The sequence below is a fragment of the Streptomyces sp. NPDC005374 genome (assembly GCF_042872225.1).
Lineage (GTDB): Bacteria > Actinomycetota > Actinomycetes > Streptomycetales > Streptomycetaceae > Streptomyces.
On record NZ_JBIAKA010000003.1, the window covers coordinates 408,285 to 432,636 of the forward strand.

A 24,352-nucleotide genomic window follows, 5' to 3' on the forward strand; every position below is an offset into this window, starting at 1 on the left:
GAGTCCCGCGCCGTTCCCGCGAGGTCACCCGCGGGTCACGTGCCGAGTTCCGCCCGCACCCGCGCCGCCGCCCCCACCGCCACCGCGTCGCCGCCGAGCAGCGCGGGCAACACCCGTACCGGATGCCCGCTGACCGGTGGTTCGGCGGTGAGGGCGCGCCGGACCGCCGGTGCCAGCAGCTGCCAGGAGCGGCTGACGCCCCCGCCGATCACGACGGTGGTGACGTCCAGCAGGCCCGCCGTGACGAGGAGCGCGCGGGCGACGGCGGCACCCGCGTCCTCGTACACGCCGAGCGCGACCGGGTCGGAGGACTCCGCCACCTCGCGCGCGCTCACCTCCCGCCCGGTGCGCTCCCCGTACCGGGCCGCGATCGCCCGTCCCGAGGCCAGCGTCTCCAGATGGCCGCGCCCCCCGCACGTGCAGGGCAGCTCACCGAAGCCCGGGACGTGCCCGATCTCGCCCGCAGCGCCGTGCGGCCCGTCGTACAGCGCGCCGTCCAGCCACAGTGCCCCGCCGACCCCGGTCCCGAGGGTCATCCCGAGCACGTGCGGCTCACCCGCGACCGCACCGGCCGTCGCCTCGCCGCGCAGGAACGCGTTGACGTCGTTGTCCAGGAACGCCGGCACCCCCAGCGCCTCCTCGAACGCCGCCGTCACCGCGAACCCGGCCCAGCCCCGGAAGGAGTCACTGGCGACCAGGACCCGCCCGGCCCGCGCGTCCACCACACCCGCCGCCCCGACCCCGACCCCGAGCAGCCGTGCGCCCGTACGGCCGAGCAGCAGGCGTACGGCGTCCAGTGCCGCGCCCACCATCGCGGCCCCGCCCGCCGACGCGGGGGTGCGCACCTCCAGCCGGTCCACGACGGTCAGGTCCTGCGCGCACAGGGCCACTTGGGTGGTCGTACCGCCGATGTCGACACCGACGACCGCCTTCACGCGGTGACCTCCGTCTGCCGCTGCGCACGGCGCTGCCGCTGCACCACCGGATCCGGCACCGGTACGGCCGCGATGAGCCGCCGGGTGTACGCGGTCTCCGGGTGCAGCAGCGTGGACATGGTCGGCCCCTGCTCCTGGACCCGTCCGTCCCGCATGACGACGACCCGCTGGGCGAACTCCTGCACGACGGCCAGGTCGTGGGAGACGAAGAGACAGGCGAACCCCAGCTCGCGCTGCAACTCGGCGATCACCTCCAGCACCGTGCGCTGCACGCTCACGTCCAGCGCGCTGGTCGGCTCGTCCGCGACCAGCAGCCGGGGTTCGAGCACCAGCGCCCGGGCGAGACTCACCCGCTGCCGCTGACCACCGGACAGTTCACGCGGGCCCCGTGCCGCCAACTCCCTCGGCAGCCGCACGAGTTCGAGCACCTCCGCGACCCGGTCCCGGCGCTCCGCCCCCGACATGCCCCTGCGGTGCATTCTGAGCGGCTCGGCCACGCACTCCGCCACACTCATCCGCGCGTCCAGCGAGGCCACCGGATCCTGGAGCACCACGCCCACACCGGCGAGCAGCGCCCGCCGCCTCCGGCCCCGGACCCGGGCCAGGTCGGTGCCGAACAGCGACACCGAACCGGAGGCGGGCGCGATGAGCCCGAGCGCGACCCTGGCCGCCGTCGACTTGCCCGACCCGGACTCGCCGACGAGCCCCACGGTGTCACCGGGACGGACGTCGAGGGAGACACCGTCGAGTGCCCGGACCCGCCCGAACCGCACGGACACGTCCCGGAGTCGCACCACGGGAGCTTCCGTGCGCGAGGCAGGGGGAGGGTCCTGCGCGGGAGTCGCGGCGTCGCTGAACCTCAGTCGCGGCACCGCCGACAGCAGCGCCCGCGTGTACGCGTGCTCCGGCCGCAACAGCACGTCCTCCACCGGCCCGGTCTCCACCACCTCGCCCCGCAGCATCACGGCGACCCGGTCCGCGAAGTCGGCGACTACGCCCATGTTGTGCGTGACCAGCAGGACGCCGGTGCCCGAGTCGGCCGCGAGCCGCCGCAGCAGATCGAGGATCTCGGCCTGCACGGTGACATCGAGCGCGGTGGTCGGCTCGTCCGCGATCAGCAGAGCCGGCGAGTTGGCGATCGCCATGGCGATGACGACCCGCTGCCGCTGCCCGCCCGACAACTGGAAGGGGAATGCCGAAGCCCGCCGCTCCGGCTCGGGAATCCCCACGCGGCGCAGGAGTTCGACCGCCTCGCGCGCGGCGTCCGACCGGGAGGCGTCCCGGTGATTGCGTACGACTTCGGCGATCTGGGCGCCGACCCGGGTCAGCGGGTCGAGGGCGGTGGCCGGTTCCTGGAAGACCATGGAGGCCGTACGTCCGCGCAGTCCGGCGAGCGAGGCCTCCGGCGCCCCGACGACTTCCGTGCCGTCGACCGTCACCCGCCCCGCCACCCGCGCACTGCCCGGCAGCAACCCCATCGCGGCCAGCGCCACCGTCGACTTCCCGGACCCCGACTCGCCGACCAGTGCGAGCGTCTCACCGGGGCGGACCTCCAGCGACACCCCGCGCACGGCGGGCACGTCACCCGTCTCCGTGGAGAACGCCACTCCGAGGTCCTCGATGGTCAGGATGTTCACGCGCGTCCCCTCACGTCGAAGGCGTCCCGCAGCCCGTCGCCGATCGCGTTGAACGCGCACACGACGAGGATGATCGCGAGGCCCGGCGGCACGATCAGCCACCAGCGTCCCGAGTACGCGGCCGTCAGCCCGGCCGACAGCATGCCGCCCCAGTCGGTCTTCGGCGGCTGGACGCCGAGGCCCAGATACGACACATAGGCGATGAGCAGGATCGCGTCGGCGACCTGGAAGGTGCCCGCGACGACGATCGTGGACACCGAGTTCGGCAGGATGTGCCGGCGGATCGCCCGCCCGTGGGTGCCCCCGGTCGCCCGCAGGGTCAGCACATAGTCCCGGTTCTTGAGCGTGAGCGTCTCGGCCCGCACCAGCCGGGAGGGCACCAGCCAGGACACCAGCCCGAGGACGAGAATCAGTCCTCCCGTGCCGGGACTGGTGATGGCGGACACGACCAGCAGGATGAACAGCGCGGGGATGGCGATGCCGGCGTCGACGACCCGCATCATCACGGCGTCGACCCACTCGCCTGCATACCCCGCGACGGCACCCCACAGGGTCCCGATGACGGTGGCGAGCACCCCGGCCGCCAGCCCCACCAGAAGGGACACCTGCCCGCCGTACATGAGCCGCCCGAGCTGATCATGCCCGACGGCGTCGGTACCCAGCCAATGGCCCGAGCCGGGCGGGAGGTTGACCTGGGTGAGATCGGTGTGGGTCTGATCGGTGGAGTAGAGAAGGGGCCCGAGGAAGCAGAAACCTATGAAGAGGATGACAACCACGAGCCCGGCAACGGCAAGCTTGTTGCGCGCGAAGCGCGCCTTCAGGGGCGCGGGGAACTGCGCGATCAGCCCCCACCGGCCCGCGGTTTGCACACTCACGCCCGCCCCTCCTTCACCCGAGGATCAACAACGCGCTGCACCACATCCGCAAGCAACGTCCCCACCACCGTCGCGACGGAGATGACGAGCACACACCCCAACAGCACCGGATAGTCCGACGACTGGGCCGCGGACCAGAACAGCAGCCCCATCCCCGGGTAGTTGAACAACTGCTCCACCACCAGCGCACCCCCGAACAGCACCGGCACGTAGTACCCGAGCATCGCGATCACCGGCGTCAGCGAGTTCCGGAAGACGTGCCGGAAGAGCACCGCGTACTGCGAAGCCCCACCCGCCCGAGCGGTCCGGACATAGTCCTCGGACAGGTTCTCCAGCGTCGCGCCCCGCATGTACCGGCTGAACACGGCCACCATCGACGCGGCCCCGGTCACCACGGGCAGCACCAGTGCCGCAGGGTCCGCCAGCACCTGGGCCAGCGTGTCCCCTTGGGGTGCCTGCGAGGGGAACCACCGCAGGGTCTGGGTGAACAGCAGGATCAGCAGCAGGCCCAGGAAGTACACCGGTGTCGAGTACGCCACGAAGCTCAGCGTGGTGATGACGTAGTCGGCCGGCTTGTTCCTCCGCACAGCCTGCCACATCCCCAGCGGCACAGCGAGCAACAGCCCCACCACCGCTGACAGCACGGTCAACACCAGTGTCTTCGGCAGTCGTTGCTCGATCAGCCGGGACACCGCCTCGTTCAGCGTGTACGACGTCCCGAGATCACCTTGCGCCAACTCGCGCAGGTAGTAGGCGTACTGCACGGGCAGGGACCGGTCGAGCCCCTGCTCGTGGTTGAACGCGGCGATCTGCCCGGCCGTCGCCTGCGGTCCGAGGATCCCGCGCGCGGGACCCCCGGGAAGCGCGTGCAGCAGGCAGAAGACCACGATCGTGACGATCAGGATCACGGCGAGGGCCTGTGACAGCCGCCGTACGAGATAGAGGACCGTCTCCACTACTTGGTCCACTTCCACTGCGCCGGGTGGAAGTTGGCCAGCGAGTCCTGGGAGAAGCCGCCGAGTCCGTTCTTGACGACCGAGATCTGGTAGTCCGGTTCCGGCAGCCAGACCACCGGCAGGTCCTTGGCGAGGGCCGCGCTGTAGTCCTGGACCGCCTGGTTCGAACTCGACGTGGTGGTCGCCGAGATGAGCTTGTCGACATCCGTGTCGGAGTAGTTGCCGAAGTTGGAGCCGCCGCCGGTCTGGAACAGCGAGTCACCGGTCGGGAAGGCGTTGAAGTACCAGCTGCCGGCCGTCCCGAAGAAGCTCAGCTGCCACTTGCAGATCGACTGCCCCGGCGTGCACTGCGGGGTCTGGGAGAGCACCGAGTTGACCGGTGCCGTCTTGATGGAGAACTTGATGCCGGTCTTGGCGAGCGAGGACTGGATCGCGCTCATCATGTTGTCGGTGACCGCGGAGCCGGACTGCGAAAGCACCTGCATCTGGAACTTCGTGCCCTTGGCGACGCCCGCACCGCACTTCGCGGGCTCGGAGCAGGTCATGACCCCGCCCTGCTCGGTCCAACCATGGCTCGTCAGCAGCGACTTGGCGGTATCGTTCGAGAACGGATACGGGTTGTCCTTCTGCACCGGCGACAGGAAGTCCGAGGCCTGTCCCTGCGGGATCGGCCCGTAGCCGGGCACCGCCGTGCCGTTGAAGACGACCTTCGCGAGGCTCGCCTGGTCGATCGAGTGCTGGACGGCCTGACGGGCGTACAGCTGCTTGAACACGGCGCCCATGGCAGGGTTGTTGAAGTTGTACGGCATGTAGGTGATCGCCCAGCCCGACCACGGCTGAACCTTGTAGCCCTGCGCGGTGAAACTGTCCTTCTGGTCGAGGTCGGTCGCCTCGATGTAGCCGTAGTCGACACTGCCGGAGCGCAGGGCGTTCTTCTCGGCGTCGGTGGTGGTGAACGGGAGCAGGTTCACCGTGGGGATGCTCGCCTTCTCGCCGCCGTCGTACTTCTTGTTGGCGGTCAGGACGACCTTGCCGGCGGTGGAGAAGAACTTGACGGCGTAGGGGCCGCTGATGGTCTTCCACAGCGGGTCGGAGGCATAGCCGGAGATGTTCTTCGCCGCGTTGTTGAGGTACGTCCATGCCTGCTTGGCGTCCCGGCCCCCGGCCCAGACGTGCTGGGGCAGCGGGGTGATGGAGTTCAGCTCGTTGGCGAGCATCCACTGCGGGTTGTAGGCCTTGTCGAAGGTGATCGTGAAGTGGGTGTCGTCGACCGTCCTGAAAGACGTCCAGTTGTCGGGGGCCTTGCCCGGGTTGTAGCCCGCCCACGCGGACTTGTTCGCCTTGATGAGGTCGAACCAGAACTTCACGTCCGCCGAGGTGATCGGCTTCCCGTCGCTCCAGTGCCGGTCGCCCAGGGTGATCGTCACGCTCTTGTCGTCGGCGGCGAACTTGGCGTCGGTGGCGACCGAACCGGCCTTGTTCCAGCCGATCTTGCCGGTCGAGCCGTCGTAGGCGATGAGCGGCTCCCACAGAGTGTTCGCGATGGAGATGTTGTTGGTGTTGAGGTGGGCCGCGGTACCGATCGGCAGGATCCAGTTCGGGGTGAAGTTCGCGGGCAGCGCGTAGTTGACGGCGTCGTGCGAGGACGACGTCGTGTCGCTGGACCCGGAACACGCGGTCAGCAGCAGGGTGCCCGCGCTGAGGGCGGCGGCACCGGCGAGGAGTCTCGGGCGGGCAGGGGACATGGCGTGCTCCTGGGACCAGGGAAGGGGAAGCGGGGGTGGGGCCAGTGAACGCCCCCTCTGTTGGAAGAAACAGGCGTGCCGTTGTAAAAAGCCTGTTTCTGCTGTTCTGGAAAAAGGACAGAGAGGCTTCACGGGCTTACGCTCGACGCCCCGGCCGCCGAATTCGGGAGTAACTTCTTCCATGCTTGAAAAAAGCCCCCCGCACCATCGGAGAAACGGCAACGGCTTCTCCTCGCTCGCCGAGGGCGTCCTCGAACTCCTCGCCTCCGGCCAGGCGACGACCCGCACCGAACTCGCCGCACTGCTCGGCGCCGCGCCCTCGACGGTGTCCTTCGCGGTCGGACAGCTCCTGGCCCGCGGCCTGGTCGCCGAGGAGGGCACCCGGTCCTCCACGGGCGGGCGGCCCCGCAAGGTGCTGCGGCTCGGCGGCAGCGACGGCTACGCCCTCGCGGCCGACATCGGCGGAAAGCACGCGCATGTCGGGGTCGTGCACCCCGGTGGCGACCTCACCGACGTGTCGACCGTCCCGTTCGCCACGGCCGACGGTCCCGAGACCGCGCTGCCCGGTCTCGCGGAGACACTCCAGACGCTGATCGACCGGCACGGCAGACAGCGGCTGCGGGGCGTGGGCCTGTGCCTGCCGGGCCCGGTCGACGTCGAACCGGGCCTGGTCACGCTGCCCGCGCGCATGCCCGGCTGGAACCGGTTCCCCGTACGGGACTGGTTCGAGGAGCGCTTCACCGTCCCGGTGGCCGTCGAGAACGACGCCAACTGCATGGCCGTGGGCGAGCACAGCGTCCGGCCCGTCGAGCACCGGCAGTCGATCATGGTGAAGGTGGGCTCCGGAATCGGCGCGGGCGTGATCGTGGACGGACGGCTGTACCGGGGCGCGACCGGCGGGGCGGGGGAGATCACCCACGTCCGCGTCGAGGCCGCCCAGGACACCCCGTGCTCCTGCGGCAACACCGGCTGCCTGGAGACGGTCGCCTCCGGGGCGGCACTGGTGCGGATCCTGCGGGAGCGTGGCCTCGACGTGGCGAGCACCGAGGACGTCGTACGACGCGCCATCGACGCCGACCCCGAGGCCACCCGCGCGGTCCGGCAGGCGGGCCGCTATCTGGGCCAGGTCCTCGCGGCCAACGTCAACTTCTTCAACCCCGACGCGGTGTACCTCGGCGGCATCCTCTCCACGCTGGAGCCCTTCGTCGCGGCCGTCCGCAGCCAGCTCTACGAGGGCTGCCATCCGCTGGTCACCCAGCACCTGGTGATCGAACGCACGTCACTGGGCGCGGACGCGGGGCTGGCGGGAGCGGGTCAGTTCGCGTTGCAGGGGGCACTGGCGCAGGCGATGCAGACGGTCACGGGAGCCTTTTAGGGGCGCGGGACCGTGTCCATGTGCGGCTCCGCCGCGCGGGCGCGACAAGCCACGACGAACCCGCAGCCAACAGACGACCTGGAGTACCCGTGTCCCCTTCACGCCCAGTCATTGCCATCGCCGGCCTCGGTATCGAATCCTCGACCTTCTCCCCGGCCCGCACCGAAGCCCCCGCCTTCCACCCCCGACGAGGACAGGACGTCCTTACCCGCTACCCCTTCCTCGCCCCGGGCCAACCCTTGCGCGAGGCCGCCGACTGGCGGGGCGCCCTCGTGGGCAAGGCGCTGCCGGGAGGCACGGTCACGGCCGCCGCCTACGCCGAGCTGACCGGTGAACTCCTCACCCGGCTTGCCGAGATGGGCCCGGTCGACGGCCTCTGGTACGACATCCATGGCGCGACGACCGTCGAGGGCCTCGATGACGCCGAGGCCGAACTCCTGTACCGCATAAGGGAGATCACCGGCCCCGACGCGATCATCTCCACCTCGATGGACCTGCACGGCAACGTCTCCCGCGACCTCGTCCACCGCACCGATCTGATCACCTGTTACCGCATGGCCCCGCACGAGGACGAGATGGAGACCAAGGAGCGGGCCGCGCGCAACCTCGTGGACCATCTGACGAGCGGCGCGCCCCGCCCGCTCAAGGCATGGATCCCGGTCCCCGTGCTGCTGGCCGGCGAGCAGACCTCCACCCGGATCGAACCGGCGAAGAGCGTCTACGCCGCCGTGGCGGAGGTGGAGGCGGCGGACGGTGTGACGGACGCGGCGATCTGGGTCGGCTACGCCTGGGCCGACGAACCCCGCAACCGGGCCGCGGTCGTCGTCACGGGCTCTTCCGCGGACGCCGTGACCAGCGGCGCGGAACGGCTCGCCCGCGCCTTCTGGAAGGCCCGGCACGACTTCGAGTTCGTGGCCCCGACCGGCACCCTGGAGGAGTGCCTGGACGCGGCCCTGGCCTCCGAGCGCCGCCCGTACTTCATCAGCGACACCGGCGACAACCCGACCGCGGGCGGCGCGGGTGACGTCACATGGGGGCTCCAACAGGTCCTGGCTCGCCCTGAGTTCGAGGACCCGACCGGCCCGACGGTCATCTACGCCTCGCTCCCGGGCCCGGCAGCCGTCGATACGGCCGTGGCGGCGGGCGTCGGGGCCACGGTCACCGTCACCGCGGGTGCCGAGGTCGACGACCGGCACGCGGGACCGCTCACCCTGACCGGCGTGGTTCAGGCGATCCGCCAAGGCGACCAGCACGCGGTGACCGAGGTGGTGCTGCGGGTGGGGAGCGTGTACGTGGTCCTGACGCGGCTGAGGAAGCCGTACCACCATGAACACGACTTCACCGACCTGGAGTTGGAGCCGCGGAAGGCGGACGTCGTCCTCGTCAAGATCGGCTACCTGGAGCCCGAGCTGTTCGCCATGGCCGCCGACTGGAAGATGGCCCTCACCCCGGGCGGCGTCGACCAGGACCTGCCGCGCCTCGGTCACCACCGCATCCGCCGCCCGATGTTCCCCTTCGACCGCGACATGCCCGACCCGGACCTCGTGGCCCGCGTGATCCCGCCCTCGGACAGGGAGTTGACCGGCCCCGACGAGTGAGGTCAGTCGTCCACAGCGGAGGCGATCAGCAGGTCCAGAAGGGTGATCAGCACGTCCCGGGACGACTCGCGCCGTCGGGCGTCGCACAGCACCACCGGGACGTCCCGCGGCAGTGCGAGGGACTCCCTGATGTCCTCGGCCGGGTACGGGTGCCGTCCGTCGAAGCCGTTGACGGCGACGACGAAGGGGATGCGGCGGCGCTCGAAGAAGTCCACGGCGGCGAAACTGGACTCCGGGCGGCGTACGTCGATGAGGACGACCGCGCCCAGGGCGCCGACGGCGAGGTCGTTCCACATGAACCAGAACCGCTGCTGGCCCGGCGTACCGAAGAGGTAGAGCACCAGTTCGTCGCTGATGGTGATCCGGCCGAAGTCCATGGCCACGGTGGTGGCCCGCTTCTGCTCGATCCCGGCGAGATCGTCGACGCCCAGGCCCGCGATGGTGAGGGGTTCCTCCGTGCGCAGCGGGGTGATCTCGCTGACCGACCCGACCATGGTGGTCTTGCCGACACCGAAGCCGCCCGCGATCAGGATCTTGACGGTGTCCGGTGCGGCGGGAGTCCCAGCAGTCCCGACAGCGAGCGTCTCAGAGCCGGCCAAGGCCATCCCTCACTTTCTGCAACAGGTCCAGATCCGTGGTGCGGGGCGAGACGGGGCGCGGCGGGTGGGCGGTGATCAGGCCCGCCTCCAGGAGGTCGCACAGCATGATCACGACCACGCTGACCGGGAGGTCCAGCAACGCGGCCAGCTCCGCCACGGCGACCGGACGGGCACACCGGCGCAGGATGCGGGTCTGCTCGGGCTGCGGCCGGCGGGCCCGCTCCGGGGGCGGGTCCACCGCGGTGACCGTCGTGATGAGGGTGAAGTCGGCGCGGCTGGGCCGGGTTCGCCCGCCGGTCAGGGCGAACGGCCGTACCAGCCGGCCCGCCGCCGCGTCGCTGTCGGTCACCTCATCCGCCGGTCGGGCCGATGCCGGCCCGTGGTGCCGCGCTGAGGTGCTCGCCGATCTTCTTCACCAGCATGTTCATCTGGTACGCCACGACACCCACGTCGGCGTTCGGTCCGGTGAGGACGACCAGATGGGCGCCGGGGCCCGCCGACGTCAGGATCAGGAAGCTGTTGGCCATCTCGATGAGCGCCTGGCGCACCGGGCCGCCCCGGAAGTCCATGCTGACGCCCTTGCTCAGACTCATCAGCCCGGACGCGGTCGCCGCCAGCCGTTCGGCGTCGTCGCGCAGGAACCCGGTCGACTTGCTGACGACCAGCCCGTCCTCGGAGAGCACGACAGCCTGCGTCACGTCGGCGACCCGCTCCACGAGTCCGGTGAGCAACTGGTCCAGCTGGGTGTGCGTGGCGGGGGTGGGGCGTGTCATGGCGTGTCCTTCATGAGCGATCGTGGTGGGGAGCGTGGACGGCGACGGCCGGGTCGTGCGGAACACCGAGCGGACCGGGCTCGGCGGCGGCCGCTTCCTTGAGGGCGCCGAGGGGGTCGTCGTCGGCGGGAGTCACTTCCTCTGGGATGTCGAACGGGTCGGTCCCCTGGCCGGTCGCGGACTTCGGGGCGCCGTGGGGGCCGGTGCGCGTGGCCGGGTCGTCCGGGCCGTCGAGGAGGTCGTCCTCGTCGCGGGCGCGGAGCGTGCCGCGTTGGAAGCCGGAGAGCGAGGAGGCCGCGTGGTCGGCGGTGAACGCGTCGGCGTCCGCCTCCTCGGTGACGGCCGTGGCCTCCTCGCGCAGTTCGACGGCGAGACTGGTCTGGGGCACTCGCCGGGGGAGAGCGACGAGACCGTCAGGGCGGGTGACGGCGGTGGCGGCGGCGCGTGCCGGGGACGCTGCCCTGGAATCCTCCCGAGCTGCGGCCGACCCGATCGCGGCCGACTCGACCGTGGCCGGCGAGACCTGGACATCCGCCGAGCCCGCGGTGTCCGTCCCGGCGTCCGCCGTGTCCGGGATCGCCCCGCCCTGGCTCCGGGCATCGGCGTCCTCCCGTACGACGATCTCGTGCGGGATCAGCACGATCGCCGTGGTCCCCCCGTACGGCGAGGACCGCAGCGTCACCTGGATGCCGTGGAGATCGGCGAGGCGGGCGATGACGAACATGCCGAGGCGGAGGTCGTCGGCGAGGGCGACCACGTCGAACTTGGGGGCCTCGGCCAAGTGGGCGTTGAAGGAGGCGTACTCGTCCTCGGACATGCCGAGACCCCGGTCCTCGACCTCGACGGCCAGGCCCTTGGCGACCAGTGCGGCCCGTACGCCGACGGGACTCGGCGCGGGGGAGTACAGCGTGGCGTTCTCGATCAGTTCGGCCAGGAGATGGATCACGTCCGCGACCGCGGGCGGCGCCAGGCACACCTCCTCCTCGGTGTGCACCTCCACCCGCTGGTACTCCGCGACCTCACCCACGGCACTGCGCAGGATGTCGACCAGCGCGACCGGCTCGGTCCAGCTGCGCCGCGGCCGCCCGCCGCTGATGATGACCAGGTTCTCCTCGTAGCGCCGCAACTGGCTTGCCGTGGAGTCCAGTTCGTACAGCCCCTCCAGCACGTCGGGGTCCTGGTGCCGGCGCTCCAGGGTGTCCAGCCGGCTGAGCTGGAGGTTGACGAGGTTCTGGCTCTCGCGGGCGATGCCGAGGATCACCTTCTGGAAACCGCGCCGGGTGTCGGCGAGTTCCACCGCCGTCTCCACGGCCGTCCGCTGCGCGGCGTTGAACGCCTTGGCCACCTGCCCGAGTTCGTCCGAGCCGTAGTCCAGCTCCGGCGCGGCCCTGTCCACGTCGACCTTGTCCCCCCGCTCCAGCCGGGCGACCACGTCGGGCAGCCGCTCCTGGGCCAGACTCAGCGTGGCCTCCCGGAGACCGCGCAGCCGCCGGGACAGGGAGCGCGTGATGCGCCAGGACATGACGAGACAGACCAGCAGCGCGACCAGTCCGCCGGCGCTGAGGGCCGCGGCCGTCAGCAGCTGCTCGCGCGCCTTGTCCGCGCTGCGGGTCAGCAGCCCGGAGGTCTGCTGCCGGATCAGGGCGGTGTAGCGGACGGAGACCCGCTGCATCGCGGCCGACCACCGCTTCTGCGCGTCGGGCAGCGCCACCCGGCCCGTCCCGCCGGGCCGGGCGGCGAGCACCTGGTCCTCGACGGCCGTCAGGGTCTGCCAGTCCGCGCTCGCCAGGATCCGCTCGGTCTGCTTCTTCGCGTCGCCGCTCAGCGCGGGCACGATCTGGTCCTCGACGAGCCACCGGCGCGTGTTCACCAGCTGCACGAACTGCGTCCACGCCTTCTCGTCGAGACGGCCGGACGGCCAGGCCAGGGTGAGCTGTACATCCTCCTGGGAGGTCAGCTCCGCCGCGTGTTCGAGAGCGACGAGCGGCCCGGCCTGCGAGGTGAGGTCTCCGTCGTCGACCTGCGAGAGCTGCTGGAAGGCGTGGATCTGGTCGTCGATGATCGACGTGTACTGGTCCAGCGCCTGCGCGGCGTTGATGTCGGTGGGGTGGTCCACCTGACCGCGGTAGTACTCCAGACTGTCCACCGAACCGAGGACCGAGTACAGCCGGTCGGCGATCCGCCCCGGTGCCTGCTGGATCTCCTCGGACCGCCCGACGAGCTTGGCGACCGCGGCGTCCGTCTGTGCGCGTTTCACCGCCAGCGCGGCCCGGGAGCCCGGCACGCCGGCCAGCCAGGCGGCGGACGCCGCGCGTTCCCCCTGCAGCGCGAGCGTGGCCTCGGTGCCCATCGCGCCGGTCGACCTGCTCAGCTCCGTCTGCGAGCGCAGCCGTAGGCCCTCCGAGAACAACTGGGTGGTCGTCAGACCCCACATGGCGGTGAGGGTGACGCTGGGCACCAGCGCCAGCAGGATGAGCGAGAGACGTATGGAGCCGAGGCGGCGCCGGGCACCTTTCCGGTCGGGCATGGTCGTCCTTGGGCGGTCAGGGGGCGGGGGTCTTCCGAGGGAGGGTCAGCGGGTCCCGGCGGCGGCGAACCTCGAGACCGCGGCCACGTTCGACCGGGTCACCAACGCGGGCCCGGTGAGCACGGGGGCCACGCCGCCCCCGCTGATGTTGCCGTTGGTCTCGTACAGCCACAGCGAGTCCACCGCGAGGTAGCCCTGGAGATACGGCTGCTGGTCCACCGCGAACTGTACGGTCGCGGCGCGGATCGCCTTGACCAGGTCGTTGTTGAGATCGAAGGTGGCGACATGGGCCTTGCTGCCCGCCGCCTTCACCGACTTCACGGCGTCCAGCGCGAACTGCGCGCCGAGGGTGACGACTTCGTCGATGCCGGGGTCCTGCCGCAGCCTTGCCGTGAGTGCGGCGTCCACGGCGTCGGGGTCGGTTCCCTCCACGTACAGGTTCTCGGTCTCGCCGCCGAACGTCTTCTTCACACCGGCGCAGCGCGCCTCCAGGGCGACGTTGCCCCGCTCGTGGATGACGCACAGCGTGTGCTTGGCCTTGAGCTCGTTCAGCTTGTTCCCGACGGCCGCGCCGGCGACGCTCTCGTCCTGGCCGAAGTACTCCAGCAGTCCCTGCGACTTCCAGGCGTCGATACCGGAGTTGAGGCCCACCACCGGGATGCCCGCCGCGCGGGCCGCGGCGATCGGTGCCTTCATCGCGGCGGGCTTGGCCAGGGTGACCGCGATGCCGTCGACCCGGTCGCCGATCGCCTCGCGCACCAACCGGGCCTGACCCGTCGGGTCGTTGTCGTTCGCGTACGTCAGGTCGACACCGTCCTTCGCGGCGGCGGCCTCGGCGCCCTTCTGCACGCGCTCCCAGAAGGCGTCACCCTCGCCGCCGTGGGTGATGAAGGCGACCTTCAGGCGGGCGGCGCCCGCGCCCTGAGCCGCGCCCGTGCCCGAGTCGAGCCGGGAGACACCGGCACCGGAGCAGCCGGCGAGCAGCAGAAGGGCGACGGAGGCAAGGGCGGTCACACGCACGGATCTTGAGGAAGCCTGAGGTGGAGGAGGAGTGTTCATGGGTGCGGCACCTCGCTGTGCGGCCGAGCAGGCGGAACGCGAAACGCGGCCGGATCGCGGGCGCGTCGGCCGGTTGAACTTTCACTGGCCAGGAGCCAACCGCGTGTGACCGCCGGTAGTCAAGTGATCAGCCCCTTGTAGTGACTTCTCGGTTCCGCATCGTAATGATCTTCACGTCAGCGGGCAGCGGGAGGGGGCGGTAGCGGGGTTGTGTTCATGGCGCGGGGCACGGCCCCGGGGCACGGCTCTGCGCCGCGGACACGGCTTGCGGCCCACCATCTTGGTATCCGAGGCGTCCCGCTGCCCTTGGACGATGCCCGGGTCCACGAGCTCCAGCCCCGTGAAACCCAGCGGCCTCGGCGAGTGTACGCAGCCGCCTCGGCATGTCCCGCGCGGCGTGCTCCCGGGCCACCCGTCGGCCTTGTCCGGCGTGGACTCCGCAGTGCCGACAGCGCCACCGGCCGCGCCGGAGCGAGCGTGGCCCGGGGCTTGGCAGCCGAAGGACCCCCGCCCGGTCCCGCATGGCGGGGCGACGGCGTGGGCCCGTCCACCTCGGCACCGCGCTCGTCGAGACGGTCAGCGAGATCCCCCGAAAGGCCACGGCGAGGTCGCCCGCGTCGTCACCCGCGACGACGGCAGGCCGTCCGGGAACGCATCGGACCGCGCAGGCCGCCCGTCGTGTGACGGGCGGTGCCTGCGCGGTCCTGGCGCCAGGGGCGCGGGGGCGTGAGCGGCCCGCGCACCCCCACTACTGCGCGGCCTGGGGCGTGCCGGTGACCATCCCGGCCTGCGCCGCGTCGGTCCCCGTCCCGGGCCGGTCCGTCCCGGTGGCCGAGCCGTCCTGTGCGGCCTCCTGAGCGAGCCTGTGCCGGTCCTTGCGGCTCACACGCGGGCCCTGGTCGGGCAGCCAGGCGAAGGTCAGGACGCTTCCCGCGACCCCCAGGAGGAGGCCGACCATGAAGCCGCCCATGTTCGAGGTGACCCAGGTGCCCAGGGAGACCAGCACGCCGGTGATCGAGTAGAACAGGCGTTGCTCGGGGCTGAAGAGGATCAGCAGTCCCAGCAGCACCATCAGGATCGGCAGGAGGTAGCCCGCCAGCCCCTGCATCCCGACGTGCAGGACCACCTTCAGCGAGACCTTCATGGTGAGCAGGATCAATGCCCCGCCGAGGGTCAGCCACAGCCCGCCGAAGAAGGGACGTCCGTACACCCAGCGGGTGAATGCGTCCTGACCGCCCTCGGGCTCCTGGGTCTCCATCAGCAGCCCGTGCCGCTGAAGCTCATCTTGAGGCCGGGGAGCTTGAACACGGCCGCCGTGGTGGCGTAGTTGGTCTGGCGCAGGTTGGCGATGTGCACGGTGTCGGCCTGCTGGCTGAAGACGCCGAGGGGGCCCTTCACACCCGCCTTGTCGAGGGTGCTGGCGTCGTTGCCGATCTCGATGTTGCTGAAGGACGCGTCACCGGACAGATCGGTCGAGTCCAGGGTCAGGTCGGTCGCCTCGACCTTCTTGTCACCGGCGCCCGCCTTGATGAGCAGGTTGGTGCCGCCCAGGTCGACGCTCTGGCACAGCTTGGTGATCGTCGCGCTCTTGATGGCGGAGGTCATGACCAGGACCTGGCCGCCGGTGTCGCCGGCGTTCGGGCTGTTGTCCGCCATGTTGTCGAGCCCGCCGAACTGCTCGAACCCGGTGCCGTCCATCTGCGTCGCGGTGACCGTGAACGGCATGCCCGAGATGGCGAACTGGACCCCCAGCGCACCCTGGGCGGTCATGATCGCGAGACCGGCGGTGATCGCGACGGCCGGCACGGCCATGATCGCGGCCCGGCGACCCGACAGCCGCCCGCGTCTTGAGCCGTCGGAGGATTCGGGGGCGGAACCGCTTTCGGGGGTCTCGGAGGTGGTACCGACGGACGAGGCCATGTGCTGCTCCCAGGGGCATAGTCAACGCAAGTGGGGCTCACGTGCGGTTGTTTGCGGCTTCGGTGGCTGATTTGTCCTGGCGCGGACAGCAGCTGCGGCGCACGCCTCCTCGCAAACTCCCGGAGAGTGCAAGGCCTTTCTCGTACTCCGCAGTAACGCCGAGGAAGTTACCGGCGGTTACGACCATGGGTCAAGCAAGTTGTGAGTAAAGGGTGTTGATTATGTGCCACGCGTGATCAACAACGTCCGACCGGCCGAGAAAAGCCGTCATTCGATGATCAACTCCCTTTCTGCATCTTGACGTTGACGGATGATCAGGTCTACAACTCTCGTGGCTTCCCCGGATCCGTGGCGCCGGATCCTGCCGTCGGGCGGCACCCTGGTTCGTATTCCCGGACCATCTGTCCATCACGGGTTCTTCACCGCCCGAGTTCGATCCTCCATGGCACCCGAGACGGTCGCTTCCCCCCTGGCCGTACCGGGTTCGCCATCTCCCGCCCGGCCCGGCCGGTGCCCTCCCCCAGTGGGCCTTCGGCCGGTCTCCGGCCGGCTGCCGTTGCCGGTTCGTCACGTACGGAGAAGGCGTGACGGACCGGTGACGGCGGACGCCGACGTGCGTCCGCGCTCCCCCCGCACCAACCCTCACCTCACGAAAGAGGCAATCCCGCATGCGTATTCGTTCCCTGCTCACCCTCACCGCCGCTGCCGCCGCCTTCGCTCTGCCCGTGGCCGCGGCCGCCCCTGCCGCGGCGGCCGACGTCGCGGTCCTGACCACCGGCGGTCTCGGCGGCACCGCCGTCGCCGACGGCGCGACCATCAACGCCTCCCTGGCCAGCGGCACCACCGCCACCCTCTACTCCACCGCGACCGGGACCAGCGGGATCACCTGTGCGGCCTCGACGTTCGGCGCCACGGTCGCCACCGGCGGCAACCCCACCGCGCCGGGCACCGCGACCGAGTCGCTCGACACGCAGACCTTCGGCAGCTGCACCTCGAACGTGGTCGGCGTCCTCGGCGTCACCAGCATCACGGTCAACAACCTGGGCTACACCACCACCGTGTCCTCCGACGGTGCCGTCGCCGTGACCCCGGCCAGCGGTTCCGCCATCCAGACGACCGTCGTGCTGCGCACCCTGCTCGGCAGCGTCAGCTGTGTCTACCAGGCTGCGGGCGGCCTCGCCGGCACCGCCTCCAACGACGACAACAGCATCGCCTTCAGCAACCAGCAGTTCACCCGGACGTCCGGCTCCTCGCTGTGCCCGGCGAGCGGCTTCTGGACCGCGAAGTACAGCCCGGTGACCACCGGCGGCGAAGCGGTCTACGTCAACTGAACTGCCTGAAGCGGTAGTTCAGCGTCGGCGCAGACGAAGCGCCAGGGCGGCGCCCCCGGTGAGCACCAGCACCGCGGCGGCGCCGCCCGCCATCATGGGCGCGGACGGTCCGGAGCCGGAGTCGGCGTCGGCGGCCACCGGAGTGGAGTCGGGGGCGGCGGCGTCCGCCGAACGGGCCACAGAAGGAACCGGCGTGGGGGTGGCGGCGGGAGCGGACGGCGCCGGACTCTTCACGGGCTCCTTCTTCGCGGCCTTCGACGGGGTCGGCGACACGGCGGTGCCCGCGTCCGTCCCGCCCTGGTCGGCCTTGCCGGCCGCCGCAGGGAACACCACGTCCGAGCACGAGTAGTACGTGTCCGCGGTACTGCTGTTCTGCCAGATCGTGTACAGGATCTGGCGTCCCGTCCGGTCCTTCGGCAGCGTCATCCTGATCCGGTACGCGCCGTCCGTCAGCGACGGGTCCTTCACCTGCGCGAACGGCTGCTCCGGCAGATCGGACCACTTCAGCGGCTTCGAGGGGTCGTAGCCGGGCTTGGTGAGGTACATCCGGAACGTGCCCGTGTGCGGGATCGTCGAGGCATACTTCATGGTCAGCGTCGTGCCGGGGGACAGGCGTGTCGACGGCCAGTCGGAGCGGGCCAGGTCGAGTCCACGGTAGGCGGGCAGTCCGCCGCTGCACAGCTTCCCGTCGGGGATGGTCTGCCGGTCCCGCCCGTTCACGTTCGCGACGCGCAGGTTGTCCCACGCGGTGAAGGGCGAACCATTGGCCGCGATGCCCGCCCGGCACGCGGCGGTGCCCGACGAACCGCCGTCGGGTGAGCAGGCGAAGACCCGGCTGACCGGGTCCGTGGGAGCCCCGTGCGCCTGTGCGGGCGTCGCCGCGAACAGGGTCAGCAGGAACGGGGTCGTGACGGCGACCGCAGCGGTCGTGCGGCGGGCGGTTGTCCAGGGCATCCGGGCCATCCGGTAACGCCTCCTCGGGCGGCGCGGGCAAAGACGGGCTTCCGTGCAGTACGGGACGGAAGCCCCGCGCGTTCACCGGCGCGGGACGGCATCCGCCTCCGCATCCGCCTCCGCCTCCGCGCAGACGCGGGCAAAGCGGCCACCCCCGGTCAAGAGGCCGCCGACGAGGGTGGGTTCCCGGCCGGGTCAAGGGTTTCCCCTGTATCCGCATGACCATCTCTTTGCCTATCGTTCGGTCACAGCTGACCCACAGGCAACCCCGAACGGGCCACGCACCCCACGTCTGGCCGCCCGTCGTGCCCTCTGGCTTCACCCCCTCTTTCTGGCTTCACCCCCCTCGTCGCTTCATCGCCGAAGCGATTCGACTGCCGCTCCGCGCTGCCCGGAGCGCGGCCACGAAAGGCAAGCCCTTGCGCACCTCCCCCTCCCTGAGGCGGAAGCTGATATCCGCCGCCGCCGTCTCCGCGGCCCTGCTCTCCGTCGGCACCGCCTCTGTCGCCGTCGCCCAGGACACCCCCGCTCGGGAAACCGCCGTGCCGGCCGCTTCGACCGAGGCGGCCCCCGGCACCCCGGCCGAGCGCCTCATCGTCGGCTACAAGTCCGGTGCCGCCGAGGCCACGTCGAACAAGGCCGCCGAGGCCGACGCCGCCGCCAAGGACGCCGACTTCCAGCGCCGGCTCGGCACCGGTGCCGCCCTCGTGGACCTGGGCGCCGACCCCAGCACGGCCGAAGTCGCCGACGCCGTCGCCGAGTTCAGGGCCGACCCGCAGGTCGCCTACGTCGTACCGGACCGTCTGAACACGCCGCAGGCCGACCCGAACGACACGGAGTACGCCAAGCAGTGGGACCTGTACGAGGCAGCCGCGGGCATGAACGTGCCGGGTGCCTGGACCACGTCCACCGGCACCGGCGTGACCGTCGCCGTCATCGACACCGGCTACGTCGCCCACAGCGACCTCGCCGCGAACATCGTCGGCGGCTACGACTTCATCTCCGACACCGCGGTCTCCGTCGACGGCGACGGCCGCGACAGCAACCCCGCCGACCCGGGCGACTACTACGCGGCCAACGAGTGCGGCTCGGGCATCCCGGCCTCCAGCTCCTCCTGGCACGGCACACACGTCGCCGGCACCATCGCCGCGGTCACGAACAACAACAAGGGCGTCGCGGGCATCGCGTACGGCGCGAAGATCTCCCCGGTGCGCGTGCTCGGCAAGTGCGGCGGCTACGACTCCGACATCATCGACGCCATCACCTGGGCGTCCGGCGGCGCCGTCTCCGGTGTGCCCGCCAACACCAATGTCGCCAAGGTCATCAACATGAGCCTCGGTGGCGACGGCGCCTGCACCTCGGCGACCCAGACCGCCATCAACAACGCCGTCAGCCGCGGCACGACCATCGCCGTGGCCGCAGGCAACGACAACGAGAACGTCTCCGGCCACTCGCCCGGCAACTGCAGCAACATCATCTCGGTCGCCGCCACCAACCGCACCGGCGCCAAGGCCTCGTACTCCAACTACGGCACCCTGGTGGACATCTCGGCGCCCGGCGGCCAGACCAGCACCGGCACCGCCAACGGCATCCTGTCCACGCTCAACTCCGGCGCCTCGACGGCCTCCACGGAGTCGTACGCCTACTACCAGGGCACCAGCATGGCCACCCCGCACATCGCGGGCCTGGTCGCCCTGGTGAAGTCGGCGGCCCCTTCGCTGACCCCGGCACAGATCGAGACCGCCATCAAGAACAACGCCCGACCGCTGCCCGGCGCCTGCTCCGGCGGCTGCGGTGCGGGCCTGGCCGACGCGGCCAAGACGGTCGCGGCCGTGAGCGGCGGCGGTACGACGACGGGGACGACCTTCTCCAGCACGACCGCTGTCGCCGTCCCCGACAACGGCTCGGCGATCGAGTCCTCCATCGCCGTCACCGGGCGCACCGGCAACGCCCCCTCGACCCTCCAGGTCGGGGTCGACATCACCCACACCTACCGCGGTGACCTGGTGATCGGCCTCGTCGCCCCGGACGGCACCGTGTACAGCCTGAAGGCGGCGAGCTCCTCGGACTCCGCGGACAACGTCACCACCACCTACACCGTGGACGCCTCCTCCGAGACCGCCAACGGCACCTGGAAGCTCCGCGTCCAGGACACGGCGGCGCAGGACACGGGCACGCTCAACAGCTGGAAGCTGACCTTCTGAGCGACGTCGTCCCAACGGGTGGGCCGGTCGGTGCCGATGGGGCACCGGCCGGCCCACTCCGCGTGGTGCGCGTGAGAGACCGGACACCCGCTCCGGCCGCGCCCGCACGGCGAATCACGCCTCGACGCCCATCAGTTGACCGCTCTCCAAGGACGCCAGCACACGGACCCCGCGGTCGGGCCGGCTGTCGAGGCCGATCAACAGCCCCGGCACCGCGATGCCCGGCAGCACATGGGCCCACAGAACGGAGATCCGGTGCCCGAGGTCCTCCCGCCCGCTGAGCGCCCGTGACATCACCTGAATTCCGGCGAACGCGCCGACCAGCAGATCCGCCGTGTCCTGCGGGTCCACCATCGGCAGCAACTCGCCCTGTTCCCGGGCCGCCTGCAGCATCGTCACCAGACGCCGGCTCCACTGCCGGAACGGCCCCGTGTGATCGACCCCGGGCGGCGCGCACTGGTCCATGGTCAGCCGCACACTCCCCTTCAGCAGCGCGTTGGTCCGCAGCCGCTGCCCGAAGACGAACGTCATGTCGACGATCTCCTGGAGCTTGCACGGATGCGGCGGCACGGCGCCCAGCGACAACTGCTCGTCGAGGACGGCCTGGGCCAGGGACTCCTTGGAGGAGAAGTGAAAGTACAGGGCGCCTTTGGTGACGTCGGCCCGCTCCAGCACCATCGCGATGGTGCTTGCGGCGTACCCGTGTTCGTCGAAGACGGCCCCTGCCGCCTCCACGATTGTCCTGCGTGTCCTGATGGCGCGCTCCTGTCTCGCCATAAGAACCCCTCCCATGCACCAAGTCGGGTCTCGTCCGGTCTCGATCGGATCACATTGAAAACAGACCGGAATCCCTCGTACTCTATCGCTCACGGGCATCGGCGCCTCGCCGTCCGTCATCGCTTCGGAGGAACGAGGGGGAAGCATGCCGGAGTTGCGGCAGTTCACGGAGTCCCGGACCGGGCCCGTACCCCTGACGTCGACCGTCCCCCGGGAGCTCGTGCACCGGGTGGCCGTCGCGGAGACCCTCCTCACCGGCTGGACCAGGACGGACGTCGACCGGTTCACCCTGACCGCCCAGTGGCCGCGCGCTCATCAGTTACACGTGTCCGCGGACCGCTCGGCCTATGAACCGCTCCTGATTGCAGAAACGGTCCGCCAGTGCGGAGCGCTTCTCGCCCACGCCGCGTACGAGGTGCCGATCAGCCATCGGTTCGTCCTCCAGGAACTGCGTGTCGACACCCGCCCCGAGCACCTGGCCGTCGGCGCCGTCCCCGCCGAACCCGTCGTCGACGTCACCGTCGACGAGATCCGCCGCCGCGCCGGCCGCCCGAGCGCACTGCGCTACGGCGCTGTCGTACACCTGGGCGGGGAGCGCGTCGCGACCGGCCGTATCGCCGTGACCTGGACGAACGAGTCCGTCTACCGTCGGCTTCGCGGGGGTCGTACCGCCGACGTGGGTGCCCTGCGGCTGCCTCAGCCGCCGCCCCCGCCGCTGCCGGCCGACGTGGTGGGACGGGCTCTGCGGGCCGATGTGCTCCTGTCGCCCACCGCTCGCTCCGACCGCTGGCGGCTGAAGGTCGATACCGCACATCCTGTTTTCTTCGACCACCCGCTGGACCACATCCCCGGCATGCTCCTCCTGGAGGCCGCCCGCCAGGCCGCACGGGCGCGCATGGGCGGGGACGGTCGGGTACCCGCGTCCTTCCATGCCGCGTTTCACCAGTACGCCGAGCTCGACAGGCCCGTCTGGATGGAAGTGAGCGAAGCGGGCGGCGACGACGTACAAGTCGTCGCACTGCAAGGGGATGTGGTGGCCTTCGAGTGCCGAGTGGGCGCCGTCAAAGGGTGAGTTATCGTGTACAGCCAGAAAAAAACAAACGGCATGCCCCGTTCTTTTCCGTCACAGGAGTGTGCAGTCGATGCCGAGGCAGTTACGCGCTGAACAGACCCGGGCGACGATCATCACCGCCGCCGCCGATCTGTTCGACCGTCGCGGCTACGAGTCGACGAGTCTGAGCGACATCGTCGAGCACGCCCGAGTCACCAAAGGCGCGCTGTACTTCCACTTCGCGGCCAAGGACGATCTCGCCCACGCCATCATGGAGATCCAGTCGCGCACATCGCGTCAGGTGGCGGGGGACGTGGACGCCCGCGGCTACACCTCGCTCGAGGCGCTGGTCCGGATCACCTTCGGGATAGCGCGACTGTCGGTCGAGGGGCCCGTTCTGAGGGCCGGTCTCCGGCTTGCCACAGGGGGAGTGGAGGTACGGCCGCCGCTTCGGCATCCCTTCACGGAGTGGATGGATCTGGCCACCGGCAAGCTGTCCGGGGCGGCCAAGGAGTCCGACCTTCATCCCGACACCGATGTGCACGCGGTGGCCCACTCGCTGGTGTGCTTCTTCGTCGGCACACGGGTGGTGGGCCGCCATGTCGAGCCGGTGGGGCGGCAGCCGCGGCGGCTCGCGGAGATGTGGCACGTGATGATCCGGGGGCTGGTGCCGGTCCCCCGGCGGGCGCGTTACCTGGCGCTGGTCAGTCAGCTGGAGCAGGAGTCGCGGGGCGGCTGAGCCCCGTACCGGGCGGTGGCGGGCGCGGACGCGGGTTCGTCGTGGCTGGTCGCGGTCCACGGCAAAGCCGCATATCGGAACAGCCCCGCGGCCCCGGGGTGGTTACAGTCGGCGCATGTCTCTCCGCGCGGATGTCATCCTCGGCAACGAACCCGGTTCCTTCCCGTACAGCGTGCTCGCCGATCGGCATCCCGCGATCATCCGGCAGGTGCGGGAGGCGTTTCCCTACGGCCCCGAGCAGCACCGCGCGCTCGACGCGCTGCTCGACAGCTGTACCAAGGGCGTGATCGAGCCGCTTCCGGGCGGGGCGTGGGCCGAGTGGGGCATCGACGCCTGCGTCGGCCGGTCCTGGTTCGACGTGCCGTGGCTGTGGTCCGAGAGCTACTTCTACCGGCGGCTTCTCGACGCCGTCGGATACTTCGGGGACGGGCCCTGGCGCGGGATCGACCCGTTCAGGCCCGCCAAGCTCGCCGAGCTCGAATCCGCCGAGACGGACCAGGAGTTGGAGGCGCTGGACGCGCTCGCCTCCCGGCCTGCCGAGGAGCGGGAGGCGGCCCTGCTGCACGGGTCGCTGTGGGGCAACCGGGCCGACCTCGGGTTCCGGCTGTCCGACGGGGGCGCCGAGGAACGAGCGGCCGTCGCGGACCTGGTCGCCGACGACAGCGACCGGCTGCGCTCCCTGCTCGACGGCGCCGGCACGCTCTGCCTGATCGCCGACAACGCCGGCCGGGAGCTGATTCCCGACCTGCTGCTCCTCGCCCACCTCCTCGAACAGGGCCGTGTCGAGCGGGCCGTTCTGCAGGTGAAGCCGTACCCGTACTACGTCTCCGACGCGACCACCACCGACGTGGTCGACGCGCTTCGCCGGCTCGTGCGGGCGCCGGGGGAGGCCTCGGTGTACGGACGCCGGTTGTGGGATGCCATGGCCGACGGGCGGCTCGACGTCCGGGCGCACGACTTCTCCTGTGCTCCGCTGCCGTACGCGGACATGCCCGACGACCTCCGTGCGGAGATCGGCGGGGCCGCGCTGACCGTCCTGAAGGGGGACCTCAACTACCGCCGTCTGGTGGGGGACCGGTGGTGGGCGCCGACCACGTCCTTCGCCGACGTAACCGCGTACTTCCCGGGTCCGGTCGCCGCCCTGCGCACACTGAAGTCCGATGTGATCACCGGGCTCGACGAGCGTACGGAGGCCGCGCTGGTCGCCGCGGAGGGGCAGCGCTGGCGGACCGGCGGGACCCGTGCGCTCATCCAGGTCCGGCCCTGAGGGGAGTTATGCTGCCGACTTGTACCGGTG

General features: G+C 70.7%; 21 protein-coding genes. 7 read left to right on the forward strand and 14 right to left on the reverse strand.

Annotated features, from left to right (window positions below):
- Positions 1–35 precede the first annotated feature (35 nt).
- The 5 genes from ACFYRX_RS10170 to ACFYRX_RS10190 are packed head-to-tail and all read right to left on the reverse strand — an operon-like array spanning position 36 to position 6,148.
- On the reverse strand, positions 36–935 hold the full coding sequence (locus ACFYRX_RS10170) for an ROK family protein (protein ID WP_389097888.1): 900 nt from the start codon (positions 933–935) through the stop codon (positions 36–38).
- Positions 932–2,572, reverse strand: coding sequence for a dipeptide ABC transporter ATP-binding protein (locus tag ACFYRX_RS10175; protein WP_389097889.1), 1,641 nt, complete (start codon positions 2,570–2,572; stop codon positions 932–934). The genes ACFYRX_RS10170 and ACFYRX_RS10175 overlap by 4 nt, the downstream gene beginning before the upstream one ends.
- Entirely contained in the window at positions 2,569–3,441 is an 873-nt protein-coding gene (locus tag ACFYRX_RS10180; protein ID WP_389098220.1) for an ABC transporter permease, read from the reverse strand. The genes ACFYRX_RS10175 and ACFYRX_RS10180 overlap by 4 nt, the downstream gene beginning before the upstream one ends.
- A gap of 2 nt (positions 3,442–3,443) precedes the next feature.
- Entirely contained in the window at positions 3,444–4,403 is a 960-nt protein-coding gene (locus ACFYRX_RS10185) for an ABC transporter permease (RefSeq protein WP_389098222.1), read from the reverse strand.
- Positions 4,403–6,148 (reverse strand): peptide ABC transporter substrate-binding protein, encoded by a 1,746-nt coding sequence (locus ACFYRX_RS10190; RefSeq protein WP_389097890.1) that lies wholly within the window; start codon positions 6,146–6,148, stop codon positions 4,403–4,405. Before ACFYRX_RS10190 ends, ACFYRX_RS10185 begins: the two co-directional genes overlap by 1 nt.
- A 181-nt stretch (positions 6,149–6,329) precedes the next feature.
- Between ACFYRX_RS10190 and ACFYRX_RS10195 the strand changes: the two genes are divergently transcribed.
- Together ACFYRX_RS10195 and ACFYRX_RS10200 are read left to right on the forward strand one after the other, a co-directional pair.
- A complete protein-coding gene (locus ACFYRX_RS10195) occupies positions 6,330–7,523 on the forward strand; it encodes an ROK family protein (protein WP_389097891.1) in 1,194 nt (397 codons plus the stop codon).
- 89 nt (positions 7,524–7,612) lie between these two features.
- Positions 7,613–9,121 carry a M81 family metallopeptidase gene (locus ACFYRX_RS10200; protein WP_389097892.1) on the forward strand — a complete coding sequence of 503 codons (1,509 nt, stop codon included), beginning with the start codon at positions 7,613–7,615 and terminating at the stop codon, positions 9,119–9,121.
- Positions 9,122–9,123: 2 nt separating this feature from the next.
- On the opposite strand, the gene ACFYRX_RS10205 is transcribed toward ACFYRX_RS10200, so the two are convergent.
- The 7 genes from ACFYRX_RS10205 to ACFYRX_RS10235 all read right to left on the reverse strand — a co-directional run bounded on the left by ACFYRX_RS10205 (position 9,124) and on the right by ACFYRX_RS10235 (position 15,999).
- Positions 9,124–9,720, reverse strand: coding sequence for an ATP/GTP-binding protein (locus ACFYRX_RS10205; protein ID WP_389097893.1), 597 nt, complete (start codon positions 9,718–9,720; stop codon positions 9,124–9,126).
- Positions 9,707–10,069: a DUF742 domain-containing protein gene (locus tag ACFYRX_RS10210; RefSeq protein ID WP_389097894.1), complete on the reverse strand. Its 363-nt coding sequence runs from the start codon at positions 10,067–10,069 to the stop codon at positions 9,707–9,709. Before ACFYRX_RS10210 ends, ACFYRX_RS10205 begins: the two co-directional genes overlap by 14 nt.
- A gap of 1 nt (position 10,070) precedes the next feature.
- Positions 10,071–10,493 (reverse strand): roadblock/LC7 domain-containing protein, encoded by a 423-nt coding sequence (locus ACFYRX_RS10215; RefSeq protein ID WP_030313681.1) that lies wholly within the window; start codon positions 10,491–10,493, stop codon positions 10,071–10,073.
- Between the two features lie 10 nt (positions 10,494–10,503).
- Positions 10,504–13,020 (reverse strand): nitrate- and nitrite sensing domain-containing protein, encoded by a 2,517-nt coding sequence (locus ACFYRX_RS10220; protein WP_389097895.1) that lies wholly within the window; start codon positions 13,018–13,020, stop codon positions 10,504–10,506.
- 45 nt (positions 13,021–13,065) lie between these two features.
- A complete protein-coding gene (locus ACFYRX_RS10225) occupies positions 13,066–14,079 on the reverse strand; it encodes a substrate-binding domain-containing protein (protein ID WP_389097896.1) in 1,014 nt (337 codons plus the stop codon).
- 748 nt (positions 14,080–14,827) lie between these two features.
- Positions 14,828–15,337: a DUF6114 domain-containing protein gene (locus ACFYRX_RS10230; RefSeq protein WP_389097897.1), complete on the reverse strand. Its 510-nt coding sequence runs from the start codon at positions 15,335–15,337 to the stop codon at positions 14,828–14,830.
- Positions 15,337–15,999 carry a DUF6230 family protein gene (locus ACFYRX_RS10235; RefSeq protein WP_389097898.1) on the reverse strand — a complete coding sequence of 221 codons (663 nt, stop codon included), beginning with the start codon at positions 15,997–15,999 and terminating at the stop codon, positions 15,337–15,339. Before ACFYRX_RS10235 ends, ACFYRX_RS10230 begins: the two co-directional genes overlap by 1 nt.
- 668 nt (positions 16,000–16,667) lie before the next feature.
- Between ACFYRX_RS10235 and ACFYRX_RS10240 the strand changes: the two genes are divergently transcribed.
- Positions 16,668–17,330, forward strand: coding sequence for a Tat pathway signal sequence domain protein (locus ACFYRX_RS10240; protein WP_389097899.1), 663 nt, complete (start codon positions 16,668–16,670; stop codon positions 17,328–17,330).
- A gap of 18 nt (positions 17,331–17,348) precedes the next feature.
- On the opposite strand, the gene ACFYRX_RS10245 is transcribed toward ACFYRX_RS10240, so the two are convergent.
- Positions 17,349–18,293, reverse strand: coding sequence for a lytic polysaccharide monooxygenase (locus tag ACFYRX_RS10245; protein WP_389097900.1), 945 nt, complete (start codon positions 18,291–18,293; stop codon positions 17,349–17,351).
- A gap of 410 nt (positions 18,294–18,703) precedes the next feature.
- Here ACFYRX_RS10245 and ACFYRX_RS10250 point away from each other — a divergent pair, with 410 nt between their 5' ends.
- Positions 18,704–20,488, forward strand: a complete 1,785-nt coding sequence (locus tag ACFYRX_RS10250) for a S8 family serine peptidase (RefSeq protein ID WP_389097901.1) — start codon at positions 18,704–18,706, stop codon at positions 20,486–20,488.
- Between the two features lie 114 nt (positions 20,489–20,602).
- Here the strand turns inward: ACFYRX_RS10250 and ACFYRX_RS10255 are convergent, their stop codons facing one another.
- Complete coding sequence (locus tag ACFYRX_RS10255) at positions 20,603–21,265, reverse strand: ScbR family autoregulator-binding transcription factor (protein WP_389097902.1); 663 nt, start codon at positions 21,263–21,265, stop codon at positions 20,603–20,605.
- Positions 21,266–21,410: 145 nt separating this feature from the next.
- Here ACFYRX_RS10255 and ACFYRX_RS10260 point away from each other — a divergent pair, with 145 nt between their 5' ends.
- From ACFYRX_RS10260 to ACFYRX_RS10270, 3 genes are all read left to right on the forward strand, one after another.
- Positions 21,411–22,337, forward strand: coding sequence for a ScbA/BarX family gamma-butyrolactone biosynthesis protein (locus ACFYRX_RS10260; protein ID WP_389097903.1), 927 nt, complete (start codon positions 21,411–21,413; stop codon positions 22,335–22,337).
- A 70-nt stretch (positions 22,338–22,407) separates the two neighbouring features.
- Positions 22,408–23,055 carry a ScbR family autoregulator-binding transcription factor gene (locus tag ACFYRX_RS10265; RefSeq protein WP_389097904.1) on the forward strand — a complete coding sequence of 216 codons (648 nt, stop codon included), beginning with the start codon at positions 22,408–22,410 and terminating at the stop codon, positions 23,053–23,055.
- A gap of 115 nt (positions 23,056–23,170) precedes the next feature.
- Entirely contained in the window at positions 23,171–24,322 is a 1,152-nt protein-coding gene (locus ACFYRX_RS10270) for a damage-control phosphatase ARMT1 family protein (RefSeq protein WP_389097905.1), read from the forward strand.
- Positions 24,323–24,352: the final 30 nt, after the last annotated feature.